Source organism: Allokutzneria oryzae, assembly GCF_042429765.1.
Taxonomy (GTDB): domain Bacteria; phylum Actinomycetota; class Actinomycetes; order Mycobacteriales; family Pseudonocardiaceae; genus Allokutzneria; species Allokutzneria oryzae.
In genome coordinates, this window is sequence record NZ_JBHLZU010000027.1 from 1 (window position 1) to 13,141 (window position 13,141).

The window sequence follows — 13,141 nt, forward strand, 5'->3', positions numbered from 1 at the left end:
CAGCGCCGATGGTACTGCACTCGTGAGGGTGTGGGAGAGTAGGACGCCGCCGAACAATTCTTCGAGAAGGGGCCGGTCCACGGTTATCGTGGACCTGCCTCTTTTCGCTTTGTTCGGGAGGTTGTTGTGTTCGGAACACCAGATGGGCGCGGCGACGACCGCCGAGGCGAGCGCGGCCGCAGTGCGGGCCGTTCCGGGGGCGAACGACGCCCCGGTAAGGAACGGTCCGGGTTCTCCGGGCGCTCCAGCTCCAACTCCGGCGGCGAACGCCGCTATGGCAATGACAACCGTGGTGGTGACAACCGGGGATCCGGTGATCGCGGACCACGACGAGACGACTCCAGGCGCGGCTTCGGTACGCGCGACGAGCGCAGCGGTTACTCCGACGACCGCCGGGGCCCGCGCCGCGACGACCGCCGGGACGACCGCGGTGGCTACCGAGGCGGCCAGGGCCAGCGCGACGACCGTGGCGGCTACCGCCGGGACGACCGTGGCGACCGCAAGTGGGAGGACCGCCGAGGCGGTCAGGGCCCGCGTCAGGGTGGTTGGCAGGGCGGTGACAACCGCGACAACCGGGACAACCGTGGCCCGCGTCGCGATGACCGTGGCGACCGCTACGACAACCGGCGTGACAACAACCGCGGGGACAACCGCGGTTGGCAGGACCGCAGCTCCGGCTCCCGCATCGACCGTGACGACCGTCGCGATGACCGCCGGGACGACCGGGGTGGTCAGGGACGCCAGGGCGGTTGGCAGGACCGTCGCTCCGATGACCGTGGCTACCGTGGGCAGCGCGACGAGCGCTCCGGTGGATACCGCGAGAACGACCGTGGTCCTCGCCGCGACGATCGTGGCGACCGTGGCGGTCACCGAGGCGGCCAGGTCCAGCGCGACGACCGCGGCGGCTACCGCCGGGACGACTCTCGCGATGACCGTGGCGGTTCCGGGGAGCGGAAGTTCCAGCACCGCGACGATCGCGGCGGTTCGGGTGAGCGCCGGTTCCAGCACCGCGATGACCGTGGGGGCGACCGCCGCTTCGGCTCTCGGGACGACCGTGGAGACCGTGGCGAGCGCAAGTTCGTGCCGCGTGACGACCGTGGTGGTGAGCGGAAGTTCCAGTCTCGGGATGACCGTGGTGACCGCAGGGGCTACCAGTCCCGTGACGATCGCGGTGGCTCCGGTGAGCGCCGGTTCCAGTCCCGTGACGATCGTGGTGGCGACCGCCGGTTTGACTCTCGCGATGACCGTGGTGGCTCCGGAGAGCGGAAGTTCCACCACCGGGACGACCGCGGGGACCGTGGCGAGCGCAAGTTCGTGCCGCGCGATGACCGTGGTGGTGAGCGGAAGTTCCAGTCTCGGGATGACCGTGGTGACCGCAGGGGCTACCAGTCCCGTGACGATCGCGGCGGCTCCGGTGAGCGCCGGTTCGGCTCCCGCGATGACCGTGGCGACCGTGGTGGGTCCCGGCCTTACCAGGACCGGCGGGACGACCGTGGCGGCGAGCGGAAGTTCGGCTCGCGCGATGACCGGCCCGGCAACCGGGACCGGAAGTTCGACCGCAAGGACCGGGCACCGCGCGGCGCCGACGGCCCTCGCTCGGAGTCGGACGCGCCGCGGCTGCCCGAGCCCGAGCTGCCCGAGGGCATCGAGGCCGCTGACCTCGACTCCGAGGTCCGCGCCGACCTGCGCAGCCTGCCCAAGGGCGCGGCGGAGTCGATCGCGAAGCACCTGGTCGCCGCCGGTCAGCTGATCGACGAGGACCCGGAGAAGGCGCTGGAGCACGCCCGGTACGCGCGGTCCAAGGCAGGACGCGTCGCGCTGGTGCGCGAGGCCGCCGGTCTCGCCGCCTACCACGCCGGTGAGTGGGCCGAGGCCATCGCCGAGCTGCGCGCGTCGCGCCGCATGGGCGGCGGACCCGGTCACCTGGCGATCCTCGCCGACTGCGAGCGGGCGCTCGGCCGTCCGGAGCGCGCGCTGGAGTTCGCGCGCAGCCCCGAGGCGGCTCAGCTCACCCCCGACCAGGCGGTGGAGCTGCGCATCGTGATCGCGGGCGCTCGCCGGGACTTGGGCCAGCTCGACGCCTCCGTGGTCGCGCTCCAGGGTTCGGACCTGGACGCGAAGCGGCGGGACCCGTGGAGCGCCCGGCTGTTCTACGCCTACGCCGACAACCTCGCCGCCGCCGGGCGGACCGAGGAGGCCGTGCAGTGGTTCATCAACGCCGCCGAGGCCGACGTCGAGGAGGAGACCGACGCCTCCGACCGCGCTTCGGAGCTCAGCGGCGGCGAGCGGACCACGTTCGAGGCTGTCCACATCTCGCCTGCTCCGGCGAAGCCCGCTCCGGCTGAGACCGAGGAGGCCGAGGCGGAGAAGGCTGTGCCGGACGAGACCGAAGCGGACAAGGCCGACGAGAAGGCCGATGAGCCCGAGCCGGTCGCCGAGCAGGAGAAGCAGGAGACCGCCGACGCGCCCGCCGTGCCGGCGTTCGTCGCCGCGACCGAGGTGGTCGAACCGGAGACCGAGGCCAAGGACGAGTCGGCCGCCGTGCCGACCTTCGTGCAGCCCGACGAGAAGAAGAGCGAGAAGGACGACAACGCGTCCTGACCGAGCAAGTACGGTTGTGGAAAGCCCTCGTGCCCATCGGGTGCGGGGGCTTTCCGCTTCTACGGTGCCCATGAACAGGGAGTGAACGCGTGCTGCTTGAGGACTACGACGGCCTGCTCTTCGACCTCGACGGCACCGTGTACCGCGGGGAGGAGGCGCTGCCGTCGGCCGCCGAGGTCGTGCGGGCGGCGCGGGACCACGGTCGTGCGGTGCGCTTCGTCACCAACAACGCTTCGCGACGGCCGACCGAGGTGGCCGGTCACCTCAACGAGCTGGGCCTCGGCACCGGGCCCGACGAGGTCAGCACGAGCGCTCAGGCCGCCGCGGCCGTGCTCGCCGAGCGCCTGCCCGCTGGGGCGAAGGTCCTGGTGCTGGGCACCGAGGGACTCGTCGAGGAGATCGCCGGGGTCGGTCTGACCCCGGTGCGGACCGCCGACGAGCAGCCCGCCGGTGTGGTACAGGGGCTGTCGAAGACCTTGGGCTGGCCCGAGTTCGCCGAGGCGACACTGGCGATCCAGGCCGGTGCGCTGTGGGTGGCGTGCAACACCGACCTCGTGCTGCCGACGGAGCGCGGCATGCTGCCGGGCAACGGAGCACTGGTCGCCGCCGTGCGGGCCGCGACCGGTGCCGAGCCCGTCGTCGCGGGCAAGCCCGCCGCGACGCAGCTCAGCCAGGCGGCCGCCTCCGCCGCGCTGGACCGGCCGCTGGTGGTGGGGGACCGGCTGGACACCGACATCGAGGGGGCCGCCGCGGCGGGGATGGACTCGTTGCTGGTGCTGACCGGGGTGGCGACTCCGGCAACGCTGCTCGTCGCGCCCGAGAACCAGCGGCCCCGGTACGTCAGCGCCGGGCTGGACGGGCTGTTCGCGCCCTCGGCGGACTCGGAGATCACCGGGACCGCCCAGTGGAAGTCCACTGTGGACGGTTCTCGGCTCGTGCTCGCCCACGAGGGCGGGGAGACCGACGAGCTCGCCGCGCTGCGGTCGCTGTGCGCGGCGTGGTGGCGGCACGGTTCCGGAACGCCCAAGCCCGTCGCGGCCGACCGGTCGGCGGAGCGGGCGTTGCACCGGTTGGCGCTGGACTGACCCGGAACACGGCTCGGATCGGATAGCGTGATGCTGCACAACAAGCACCACAGCGCCAAGCACAACGGCACTGTCGAACTCGGGAGCGCACACCCATGACGCCAGAGCAGCCGTATCGGCCGACGCCGATGGCGCTGGCCACTCCCTCGGCGGCATTCACCGCCGAGTCGATCGACGCCGCACTCGTGGGCATCGACGACCTGGAGGCCGTGCCGCTGGCCGAGCACGTAGGCCGGTTCGACGCGGTGCACGCCGCGCTCACCGACGCGCTCTCCGCGATCGACCGGGTGTAGGCACGTGCCGAAGAGGGCAAGGCTGGACGCCGAACTCGTCCGCCGGGGGCTCGCGCGTTCCCGGGAACACGCCGTCGAACTGGTCACCGCCGGACGCGTCACCGTGCGCGGGTCCGTCGCCACCAAGGCCGCGACCGCCGTCGAGGCCGACGCGCCGGTGGTGGTCCGCGACGCCGAGGACGATCCCGCGTGGGCCTCGCGCGGCGCGCACAAGCTGCTCGGCGCGCTGGAGGCGTTCACGATCGACCCGGCCGGGCGCCGCTGCCTGGACGCAGGGGCCTCGACCGGCGGCTTCACCGACGTGCTGCTGCGCGCGGACGCGGCCGAGGTGGTCGCGGTCGACGTCGGCTACGGCCAGCTGGCGTGGAAGCTGCAGACCGACGAGCGGGTGAAGGTGCACGACCGCACCAACGTCCGGACGTTGACCCCCGAAGCGATCGGCGGGCAGGTGGACCTGGTGGTCGCCGACCTGTCGTTCATCTCGCTGCGGCTGGTGCTGCCCGCGCTCGCGGCGTGCGCCGGCCCCGAAGCGGACCTGGTGCCCATGGTCAAGCCACAGTTCGAGGTCGGCAAGGAACGCTTGGGCGCCAAGGGCGTCGTGCGTGATCCGGAGCTGCGCGCCGAGGCCGTGACCGACGTGGTGATGGCCGCGGCGGAGTCGGGTCTCGGACTGCGCGGGGTCACCGCGAGCCCGCTGCCGGGACCGAGCGGCAACGTGGAGTTCTTCCTGTGGCTGCGCAAGGACACCCCGACCCCGCGCGCCGAGGTGGAGCGGCTCGTGCTGGCCGCGGTCGAGGCGGGGCCCCAGTGAGCGCGCGCGAGGTCCTGCTCGTCGTGCACACCGGGCGCGAGGAGAACATCAAGACCGCCAAGGACGTCGCGGGCCGGTTGACCGACGCGGGCATCAAGCTGCGCATCCTCGGCGAGGAGTCGCCCGACCTCGACCCGGCGTGCTTCGGGACCGTGGTCAAGCACGCGCCCGAGGCCGCGGAGGGCGCCGAGGTCGTGCTGGTGCTCGGCGGTGACGGCACGCTGCTGCGCGCGGCGGAGCTCGCGCGCCCTGCCGGGGTGCCGATGCTCGGGGTCAACCTCGGGCGGGTCGGGTTCCTCGCCGAGGCCGACGCGGACGCGCTGGACGACGTGGTCGCCGCCGTGGTCAACCGGGAGTACCGGGTCGAGGAGCGGATGACCGTCGACGTGGTCGCGAAGATCAACGGCACCGAGCTGGCCAGGACCTGGGCCTGGAACGAGGCCAGCGTCGAGAAGATCAGCCGCGAGCGGATCCTCGACGCCGTGCTGGAGGTCGACGGCAGGCCGGTGTCCGGCTTCGGCTGCGACGGGGTGCTGTGCGCGACGCCCACCGGCTCGACCGCCTACGCGTTCTCCGCGGGCGGTCCGGTGATGTGGCCGGAGGTGCAGGCGCTGCTGGTCGTGCCGAGCAACGCGCACGCCCTGTTCGCGCGGCCGCTCGTGCTCTCGCCGCAGTCGGTCGTCGCGGTGGAGCTCGACGGCGTCGGCGGGCACCCGGCCGTGCTGTGCTGCGACGGCCAGCGGACCTTCGAGCTGCCGCCGGGCGCCAGGGTCGAGGTCACCGGCGGGTCGCTGCCGGTGCGGCTGGTCCGGCTCAAGCGCTCGCCCTTCGCCGACCGGCTGGTCCGCAAGTTCTCCCTGCCCACCCAGGGGTGGCGGGGCCCGTCCCGGTGACCCCGGGCGCGGGGGTGTGTCGGGGCGAGGCGCTAGGGTTCGGGCTGTGCTAGCCGAGATGCGCATCCAGGGCCTCGGCGTGATCGACGACGCCACCCTCGAACTCCACCAGGGCCTCACCGTCGTGACCGGCGAGACCGGTGTCGGCAAGACCATGGTGGTGACCGGGCTGCACCTGCTCTCCGGTGGCCGCGCCGACGCGTCGCGGGTCCGCACCGGCGCGGAGCGGGCCGTGGTCGAGGGCAGGTTCAGCCTCGCCGAGAACAGCCCCGCCCTGACCGTCGCCGAGGACTCCGGCGCCGCCCCCGACGAGGACGGCAGCCTCATCGCCGTGCGCAGCGTCAGCTCCGACGGTCGCTCCCGCGCGCACCTCGGTGGCCGCACCGTCCCAGTCGGCGTGCTCTCCGAGCTCACCGACCAGCTGCTGGCGGTGCACGGCCAGAACGACCAACTCCGGCTGTTGCGGGCCGGGGAGCAGCGGGCCGTGCTGGACCGCTCCGCCGGGTCCGCCGTCTCCCGCCCGCTCGCGGAGTACCGCAAGGTGCGCGCGGAGTGGCTGCGGATCTCCCGGGAGCTCACCGAGCGCACCGAGAACGCCAGGGAGATGGCCCGCGAGGCCGACCTGCTCCGGCACGGGCTGACCGAGATCGACTCGGTGGCGCCGAAGCCGGGCGAGGACGTGGAGCTGGTCGCGCTGACCCGCCGCCTCGCCGACACCGACGTGCTGCGCGAGGCCGCCGCGGGCGCCCAGTTCGACCTGACCGGCTCCGCCGAGGCCGATGGCGGCTCGGACGCGCTCGGCGCGCTGGGGCTGATCGGCGACGCGCGGCGGCGGATCGCCGCGAGCGAGGACCCGGCGCTGCGCGAGCTGGACTCGCGCCTGGCCGAGGCCGCCGCGCTGCTGGCCGACGTGGGCACCGAGCTCGGCGGGTACCTGGACCGGCTGGACGTGGACCCGGCGGAGCTGGAGCGCGCGCTCGCCAGACAGGCGGAGCTGAAGCTGCTGACCCGCAAGTACGCCGCGGACGTCGACGGCGTGCTGGCCTGGGCCGAGGACGCCCGCGAGCGGCTGTCCGGCATGGACGTCTCCGAGGAGGCGCTGGAGGCGATGGCCGCGCGCCGCGACGAGCTCGCGGTGGAGCTGGCCAAGCTCGCCGGGGAGCTGACCACGGCGCGCCTGGCCGCCGCGCGGGAGCTGGGCGCGGCCGTGACCAAGGAGCTGGCCGGGCTGGCCATGCCGCAGGCCCGGCTGGAGGTCGCGGTCTTCGACCGGGTGGCCGGGGCGGGGGACCCGACGGCGTTGCAGGTCGGGGGTCGCGCGGTGCAGGCGGGGCCGGACGGCGTCGACGAGGTCGAGCTCCAGCTGGTCCCGCACCCCGGGGCGCCCGCGCTGCCGGTGCACAAGGGCGCCTCCGGCGGTGAGCTGTCCCGGGTGATGCTGGCGATCGAGGTGGTGCTCTCGCACGCCGACCCGGTGCCGACCATGGTCTTCGACGAGGTCGACGCGGGGGTCGGCGGCCGGGCCGCGGTGGAGATCGGCCGCAGGCTGGCCCGGCTGGCCCGCAGCCACCAGGTCGTCGTGGTGACCCACCTCGCCCAGGTCGCGGCCTACGCCGACCGGCACCTGGTGGTGGACAAGGTCAGCGGCAACGCGGGCGTGACCAGGAGCGGCGTCCGGATGCTCAACCACAACCAGCGCGTGGTGGAGCTCGCCCGCATGCTGGCGGGCATGGAGGCCACGGAGTCCGGCCGGGCGCACGCGGAGGAGCTGCTGGCCACCGCCGAGGCCGACCGGGAAGCCCATCGGGCCAAGAAAACCCGCAAGAGATAACCGTCCCCCGGCTTCTCTGGAGACGTGAGGGCGACTCGTGGAACACGGGATCGCGAGAACGCCAGCGGAGGACGGGGGAAATTGTGCGGAAGTTGGTCAACTCGGTGTAACGGCGTGTCCTTCGGGCGAGTGACCTGCGCAAATCGTTCCGGCGTGGCGTCGCGGTCACCGTGTGTTGCGCTGTGAGCATCGACGCATGAAGCTCACCGGACTCCTCCACCGGACCACCGAGGCGCAGCCCGGGACCACCGGTGTCGCGCGCGTCGACCGCCGCACCGGTGGTCTGCTCCGCAGGCTCGCGCCCGGCGACATCGCCGTCCTGGACCAGGTCGACCTCGACCGCAAGACCGCCGACGCGCTGGTCGAGGCCCGGGTCGCCGGGGTGGTCAACGTGTCCCAGTCGATCTCCGGGCGGTTCCCCAACCTGGGGCCCGAGGTGCTCGTCGCCGCGGGCATCACCCTGATCGACGGTGTCGGCCCCGAGGCGCTGCGCAGGATCAAGGACGGCACGCAGCTGAGGCTGCACGAGGGCGTGGTCTACGCCGGGGAGACCGAGCTCGCGCACGGCGCCCAGCAGACCGCCGAGTCCATCGCCGACCAGATGATCGAGGCGAAGGCCGGGATGGCCGCGCAGCTGGAGGCGTTCTCCGCCAACACCATCGAGTTCCTCCGCCAGGAACGCACCCTCATCCTCGACGGCATCGGCGTCCCCGAGCTGTACGTGCCGTTGAAGGACCGGCCCGTGCTGGTGGTCGCCCCCGGCAGGGACCACCACGACGACCTGGTCCGGCTGCGCAAGTACATCAAGGAGTACCGGCCGGTGCTCGTCGGCGTCGACTCGGCCGCCGACACGCTGCGCCGCGCCGGGCACAAGCCGGACATCATCGTCGGCGACCCGGACGGCATCACCACCGAGACGCTCAAGTCGGGGGCGGAGGTCGTGCTGCCCGCGCAGGTCGACGGCCACGCGCCCGGCCTGGAGCGGATCCAGGACCTCGGCATCGGCGCGGTCACCTTCCCCGCCTCCTGCAACGCCGAGGACCTCGCGCTGCTGCTCGCCGAGGCGCACGGCGCCAGCCTGGTGATCACCGTGGGCTTCCAGGCGACGCTGGCGGAGTTCCTGGACCGGGGCCGCTCCGGCTCCAACCCCTCGACGTTCCTGACCCGGCTGCGCATGGGCAGCAAGCTGCTCGACGGCAAGGCGGTCGCCACGCTCTACCGCAGCCGCGTCTCCCTGGGCGCCGTGCTGCTGCTCGTCCTCACCGCGCTCGTGGTGCTCGCCGCCGCGCTGTCCGTGACCAACGTCGGACAGGCCTACGTCGAGCAGGCGGGCCGGATGCTCACCGACCTCATGACCTGGACCAAGGGGCTGTTCACGTGATCTCGCTGCGATATCACCTGGTCTCCATCGCCGCGGTCTTCCTGGCGCTGGCGCTGGGGGTCGTCCTCGGCTCGACCACGGTCAGCGAACCGCTGCTGGCCGGACTGTCCAACGACAAGGACTCCCTCGGCAAGCGCGTCGCCGACCTGCAGGCGGAGCGCAACGGGCTCAACGCCCGGCTGACCGACGCCGACCGGTTCAGCGGCGCCGTCGGGCCGCTGGCCGTGCGAGGCCAGCTCGACCAGCGCACCGTCGTGCTGATCACCACCGCCGACGCCAACCCGGCCGACCGGGACGCGCTGACCCAGCTGCTGCGCACCGCGGGCGCGACGATCACCGGCGAGCTCCAGCTCACCGAGACCCTCGTCGACCCGAACAAGGCCGACCAGCTGCGGGACCTGGTGCCCAGGGTGCTGCCGGCAGGGGTTCAGCTGCCGACCGCGTCCGACCCCGGCACCCTCGCCGGTGGGCTGATCGGTCCGCTTGTGCTGCTCAACCCGCAGAACAACAAGCCGCAGGCCGGGGGCGAGGAGAGCTCGGCGGCGCTGAGCGGGCTGTCCAACGGCGGTTTCGTGCGGATCGGGCCGAACCTGCGGCCCGCGCAGCTGGCCGTGGTGCTCACCGGCGGCGCGGTCGCCGGGGACGCGGCGGGCGACCGGGCGGCGACGATCGCCCGGTTCGCCACGCAGCTCGACCGGGCGGGCGCGGGTGTCGTGCTGGCCGGTCGCACCGGCTCGGCCGACGGCACCGGCGCGGTCGGCGTGGTCCGCGCGGACACCGCGTCCACCTCGATTCTGTCCACTGTGGACAACGTGGACTCCTTCGCCGGGCGCGTGGTGACCGTGCTCGCCGTCCGGGAGCAGCTGGAGGGCCGCTCCGGGCGCTACGGGATCGCGGGCAACGCGCAGGCGCCCGCGCCGCAGGTGGCGCCGAGCTGACCCGTCTCACCTCCGCTCACCCCTCTCGCCCGGGACGCCAGCCGACCCGGGCGAGAGGCGTGTCACGCCGGCGACACGGGCCGTGGGATTACTGCTCCGTCCGAGTGAGGTGTTACCGTGAAACCCCGTGGATGGCCGTTCTGGCCTACCTCATCGGCGCGATGATCTGAGAACCACGGGAGCCCTCCTTGGTCTTGCAAGGCCGTACGACAAAGCACGTGTTCGTCACCGGGGGCGTCGCCTCCTCCCTCGGCAAGGGGCTCACCGCTTCCAGCCTCGGCGAGCTGCTGACCTCCCGCGGGCTGCGGGTCACCATGCAGAAGCTCGACCCCTACCTCAACGTCGACCCCGGGACGATGAACCCGTTCCAGCACGGCGAGGTCTTCGTCACCGAGGACGGCGCCGAGACCGACCTCGACATCGGGCACTACGAGCGCTTCCTGGACCGCTCCCTCGGCGGCAACGCCAACGTGACCACGGGCCAGGTCTACTCGGCGGTGATCGCCAAGGAGCGCCGCGGCGAGTACCTCGGTGACACCGTGCAGGTCATCCCGCACATCACCGACGAGATCAAGTCCCGCATCCTCGGCATGGCCACCCCCGGGGAGGACGGCCGCACGCCGGACGTGGTGATCACCGAGGTCGGCGGCACCGTCGGCGACATCGAGTCGCTGCCGTTCCTGGAGGCCTGCCGCCAGGTCCGCCACGACGTGGGCCGCGACAACGTGTTCTTCCTGCACGTGTCGCTGGTGCCCTACCTGGCGCCCTCCGGGGAGCTCAAGACCAAGCCGACGCAGCACTCCGTCGCCGCGCTGCGCAACATCGGCATCCAGCCCGACGCGATCGTCTGCCGGGCCGACCGGGAGATCCCGGACGGTCTCAAGCGCAAGATCGCGCTGATGTGCGACGTGGACACCGACGCCGTGGTCGCCGCGCCGGACGCGCCCTCGATCTACGACATCCCCAAGGTGCTGCACGCCGAGGGGCTGGACGCCTACGTGGTGCGCCGCCTCGGCCTGCCGTTCCGCGATGTCGACTGGACCGTGTGGGGCGACCTGCTGGAGCGGGTGCACAACCCCCGCGACACCGTGCGCGTCGCGCTGGTCGGCAAGTACGTCGACCTGCCGGACGCCTACCTGTCGGTGAGCGAGGCCCTGCGCGCTGGTGGTTTCGCCCAGCGGGTCAAGGTCGAGATCAAGTGGGTCGCCTCCGACGAGTGCGAGACGCCTGCCGGTGCCGCGAGCGCGCTGGCCGGGGTGGACGCGGTGCTGATCCCCGGCGGCTTCGGGGTGCGCGGGATCGAGGGCAAGATCGGTGCGATCACGCACACCCGGACCAGGGGCATCCCCACCCTCGGCCTGTGCCTCGGCCTGCAGTGCATGGTGATCGAGGCCGCGCGCGGGCTGGCCGGGATCGCCGAGGCGAACTCCGCTGAGTTCGACGAGACCAGCGTGCACCCGGTGATCAGCACCATGGCCGACCAGGAGGACGTGGTCGCCGGTGAGCGGGACATGGGCGGCACCATGCGGCTGGGCGCGTACCCGGCCAAGCTCAAGCCCGGATCCGTCGTGGCGCAGGCGTACGGCGCGACCGAGGTCTCCGAGCGGCACCGGCACCGCTACGAGGTGAACAACGCCTACCGCAAGGAGCTGGCCAAGGCGGGCCTGGTGTTCTCCGGCACCTCGCCGGACGACCACCTGGTCGAGTTCGTGGAGCTGCCGCGCGAGCAGCACCCGTTCTTCGTCGCCACCCAGGCGCACCCGGAGCTCAAGAGCCGTCCGACCCGCCCGCACCCGCTGTTCGCGGCGTTCATCGGCGCGGCGCTGGAGTACCGGGCGGCCGACCGGCTTCCGGTGGAGCTGGCCGAGAACGCGGGAGTGTGACCCATGGCCGCCGGTGAGCACGAGTTCCGCGCGGTGAACAGCCAGGACGTCTACGCGGGCCGGGTGATGGCGCTGCGCGTGGACGACGTGGCCATGCCCGGCGGCAGCGTCGCGGCGCGCGAGGTCATCGAGCACCCCGGCGCGGTCGCGGTGGCCGCAGTGGACTCCGACGAGCGGATCGTGCTGATCCACCAGTACCGCCATCCGGTGGGGCGCAGGCTGTGGGAGCTGCCAGCAGGTCTGCTCGACGTGGACGGCGAGGCGCCGGAGCTGACCGCCGCGCGCGAGCTGGCCGAGGAGGCCGGTCTGGCGGCGGCGCGCTGGTCCACGCTGGTCGACGTGGCGGCCTCGCCCGGCTTCACCGACGAGGTGGTGCGGGTGTTCCTGGCCCGCGAACTGTCCACAGTGGATCGGGGGGAGATCGTGGACGACGAGGAGTCCGACCTCGTGGTGCGCCGGGTCCCGATGCGGGAGGCCATGTCCATGGTTCTCGGCGGCGAGATCGTCAACTCCTCGTCGGTGGCGGGAGTGCTGGCCGCACACGCGGTGCTGACCGGCGCGGTGGACCCCCGCCCGGCGGACGCCCCGTGGCGGGACCGGCCCCACCGCTGGGCCGCCCGCCGCCGCTCCCGCTGAACCCCGTTTCGTGCTCATAGCGGTGCCTGGAACCGCTCAAAGCCCGCTATGAGCACGAAAGCGCGGATCAGGGCGCCTGTCCGTGGGACTTGGGGCGTGGGCACGGCTGTGTCCCGCCACCTCGGCGGCGGCCCCCGCGCGGAGTCCGCCACGTGCGCCGCCCGTTCGCGTTTTGTAGCTGTAATGCGAAAAGAGGGCGCTCTATCGCGCATCAAGGTGACAAAACGCGGAACTCCCGAGCGCGTCGGGTCGCGCGCGGGATCGGGACGACGTGGGGGACGGGCGCTAGGACGGGGCCAGGCGGGGCGGGAAGCCGCCGGTGGCGATCGGGCCCCAGTCCTCAATGGTGATTCTGATCAGGCATTTGCCTTGGCGGGTCATGGCTTCCCGGTACTCGTCCCAGTTCGGGTGCTCCCCGGAGATGCAGCGGAAGTACTCCACCAGCGGTTCCAGCGCCTCCGGCAGGTGCAGGACCTCGGCGGTGCCGTTGACCTGGACGTAGGCCCCGTTCCAGTCGTCGGACAGGACGCACATCGTCACCCTCGGGTCGCGTTCGGCGTTGCGGGCCTTGGCGCGCTCCGGGTAGGTGGAGACGACGAGCTCGCCCCCGGTGCTCAGGCCGCAGGAGACCGGGGAGACCTGGGGCCGCCCGTCCCGGCGGGTGGTGATCAGGACGCCGTTGTGGCGTGAGCGGAGGAAGTCCAGCAGTTCGGCACGGCTCGGCGTGCGCGCGGTCGCGATGGTGGCCACCGTCGCAGGCTAGCCCGCACTCACAGTGTCCACCTCCGC

12 protein-coding genes are annotated in these 13,141 nt (G+C 72.8%); 10 read left to right on the top strand and 2 right to left on the bottom strand.

Annotated elements, in window-relative coordinates; all coding sequences use genetic code 11:
• On the bottom strand, nucleotides 1-1,278 hold a 1,278-nt coding region (locus ACFFQA_RS30665), incomplete at its 3' end, for a hypothetical protein (RefSeq protein WP_377859937.1).
• Nucleotides 1,279-1,314: 36 nt separating this feature from the next.
• Between ACFFQA_RS30665 and ACFFQA_RS30670 the strand changes: the two genes are divergently transcribed.
• The 10 genes from ACFFQA_RS30670 (at nucleotide 1,315) to ACFFQA_RS30715 (ending at nucleotide 12,352) form a co-directional block, all read left to right on the top strand.
• Nucleotides 1,315-2,601, top strand: a complete 1,287-nt coding sequence (locus ACFFQA_RS30670) for a tetratricopeptide repeat protein (RefSeq protein WP_377859939.1) — start codon at nucleotides 1,315-1,317, stop codon at nucleotides 2,599-2,601.
• A gap of 89 nt (nucleotides 2,602-2,690) precedes the next feature.
• Nucleotides 2,691-3,686: an HAD-IIA family hydrolase gene (locus ACFFQA_RS30675; protein WP_377859941.1), complete on the top strand. Its 996-nt coding sequence runs from the start codon at nucleotides 2,691-2,693 to the stop codon at nucleotides 3,684-3,686.
• 95 nt (nucleotides 3,687-3,781) lie between these two features.
• Complete coding sequence (locus ACFFQA_RS30680; RefSeq protein WP_377859943.1) at nucleotides 3,782-3,979, top strand: hypothetical protein; 198 nt, start codon at nucleotides 3,782-3,784, stop codon at nucleotides 3,977-3,979.
• 4 nt (nucleotides 3,980-3,983) lie between these two features.
• A complete protein-coding gene (locus tag ACFFQA_RS30685) occupies nucleotides 3,984-4,790 on the top strand; it encodes a TlyA family RNA methyltransferase (RefSeq protein WP_377859945.1) in 807 nt (268 codons plus the stop codon).
• Nucleotides 4,787-5,683, top strand: a complete 897-nt coding sequence (locus ACFFQA_RS30690; protein WP_377859947.1) for an NAD kinase — start codon at nucleotides 4,787-4,789, stop codon at nucleotides 5,681-5,683. The genes ACFFQA_RS30685 and ACFFQA_RS30690 overlap by 4 nt, the downstream gene beginning before the upstream one ends.
• Before the next feature lie 46 nt (nucleotides 5,684-5,729).
• Nucleotides 5,730-7,514 (top strand): DNA repair protein RecN, encoded by a 1,785-nt coding sequence (gene recN / locus ACFFQA_RS30695; protein WP_377859949.1) that lies wholly within the window; start codon nucleotides 5,730-5,732, stop codon nucleotides 7,512-7,514.
• A 196-nt stretch (nucleotides 7,515-7,710) separates the two neighbouring features.
• Nucleotides 7,711-8,895, top strand: coding sequence for a putative cytokinetic ring protein SteA (gene steA, locus ACFFQA_RS30700; protein WP_377859951.1), 1,185 nt, complete (start codon nucleotides 7,711-7,713; stop codon nucleotides 8,893-8,895).
• Nucleotides 8,892-9,833 (top strand): copper transporter, encoded by a 942-nt coding sequence (locus ACFFQA_RS30705; RefSeq protein WP_377859953.1) that lies wholly within the window; start codon nucleotides 8,892-8,894, stop codon nucleotides 9,831-9,833. The genes steA and ACFFQA_RS30705 overlap by 4 nt, the downstream gene beginning before the upstream one ends.
• A 188-nt stretch (nucleotides 9,834-10,021) precedes the next feature.
• The gene (gene pyrG / locus ACFFQA_RS30710) at nucleotides 10,022-11,716 is read left to right on the top strand and encodes a CTP synthase (RefSeq protein WP_377859955.1); all 1,695 of its coding nucleotides are present in this window, start codon (nucleotides 10,022-10,024) and stop codon (nucleotides 11,714-11,716) included.
• 3 nt (nucleotides 11,717-11,719) lie between these two features.
• On the top strand, nucleotides 11,720-12,352 hold the full coding sequence (locus tag ACFFQA_RS30715) for an NUDIX domain-containing protein (RefSeq protein ID WP_377859957.1): 633 nt from the start codon (nucleotides 11,720-11,722) through the stop codon (nucleotides 12,350-12,352).
• Between the two features lie 285 nt (nucleotides 12,353-12,637).
• Here ACFFQA_RS30715 and ACFFQA_RS30720 read toward each other — a convergent pair whose 3' ends face one another.
• Nucleotides 12,638-13,102: a PPOX class F420-dependent oxidoreductase gene (locus ACFFQA_RS30720; RefSeq protein ID WP_377859959.1), complete on the bottom strand. Its 465-nt coding sequence runs from the start codon at nucleotides 13,100-13,102 to the stop codon at nucleotides 12,638-12,640.
• Between the last annotated feature and the right edge of the window lie 39 nt (nucleotides 13,103-13,141).

Excerpts from the sequence above, each read along its gene's own strand:
- ACFFQA_RS30680 (WP_377859943.1), top strand. The coding sequence starts at position 3,782 with ATGACGCCAGAGCAGCCGTATCGGCCGACGCCGATGGCGCTGGCCACT.
- steA (WP_377859951.1), top strand. The coding sequence starts at position 7,711 with ATGAAGCTCACCGGACTCCTCCACCGGACCACCGAGGCGCAGCCCGGG.
- ACFFQA_RS30715 (WP_377859957.1), top strand. The coding sequence starts at position 11,720 with ATGGCCGCCGGTGAGCACGAGTTCCGCGCGGTGAACAGCCAGGACGTC.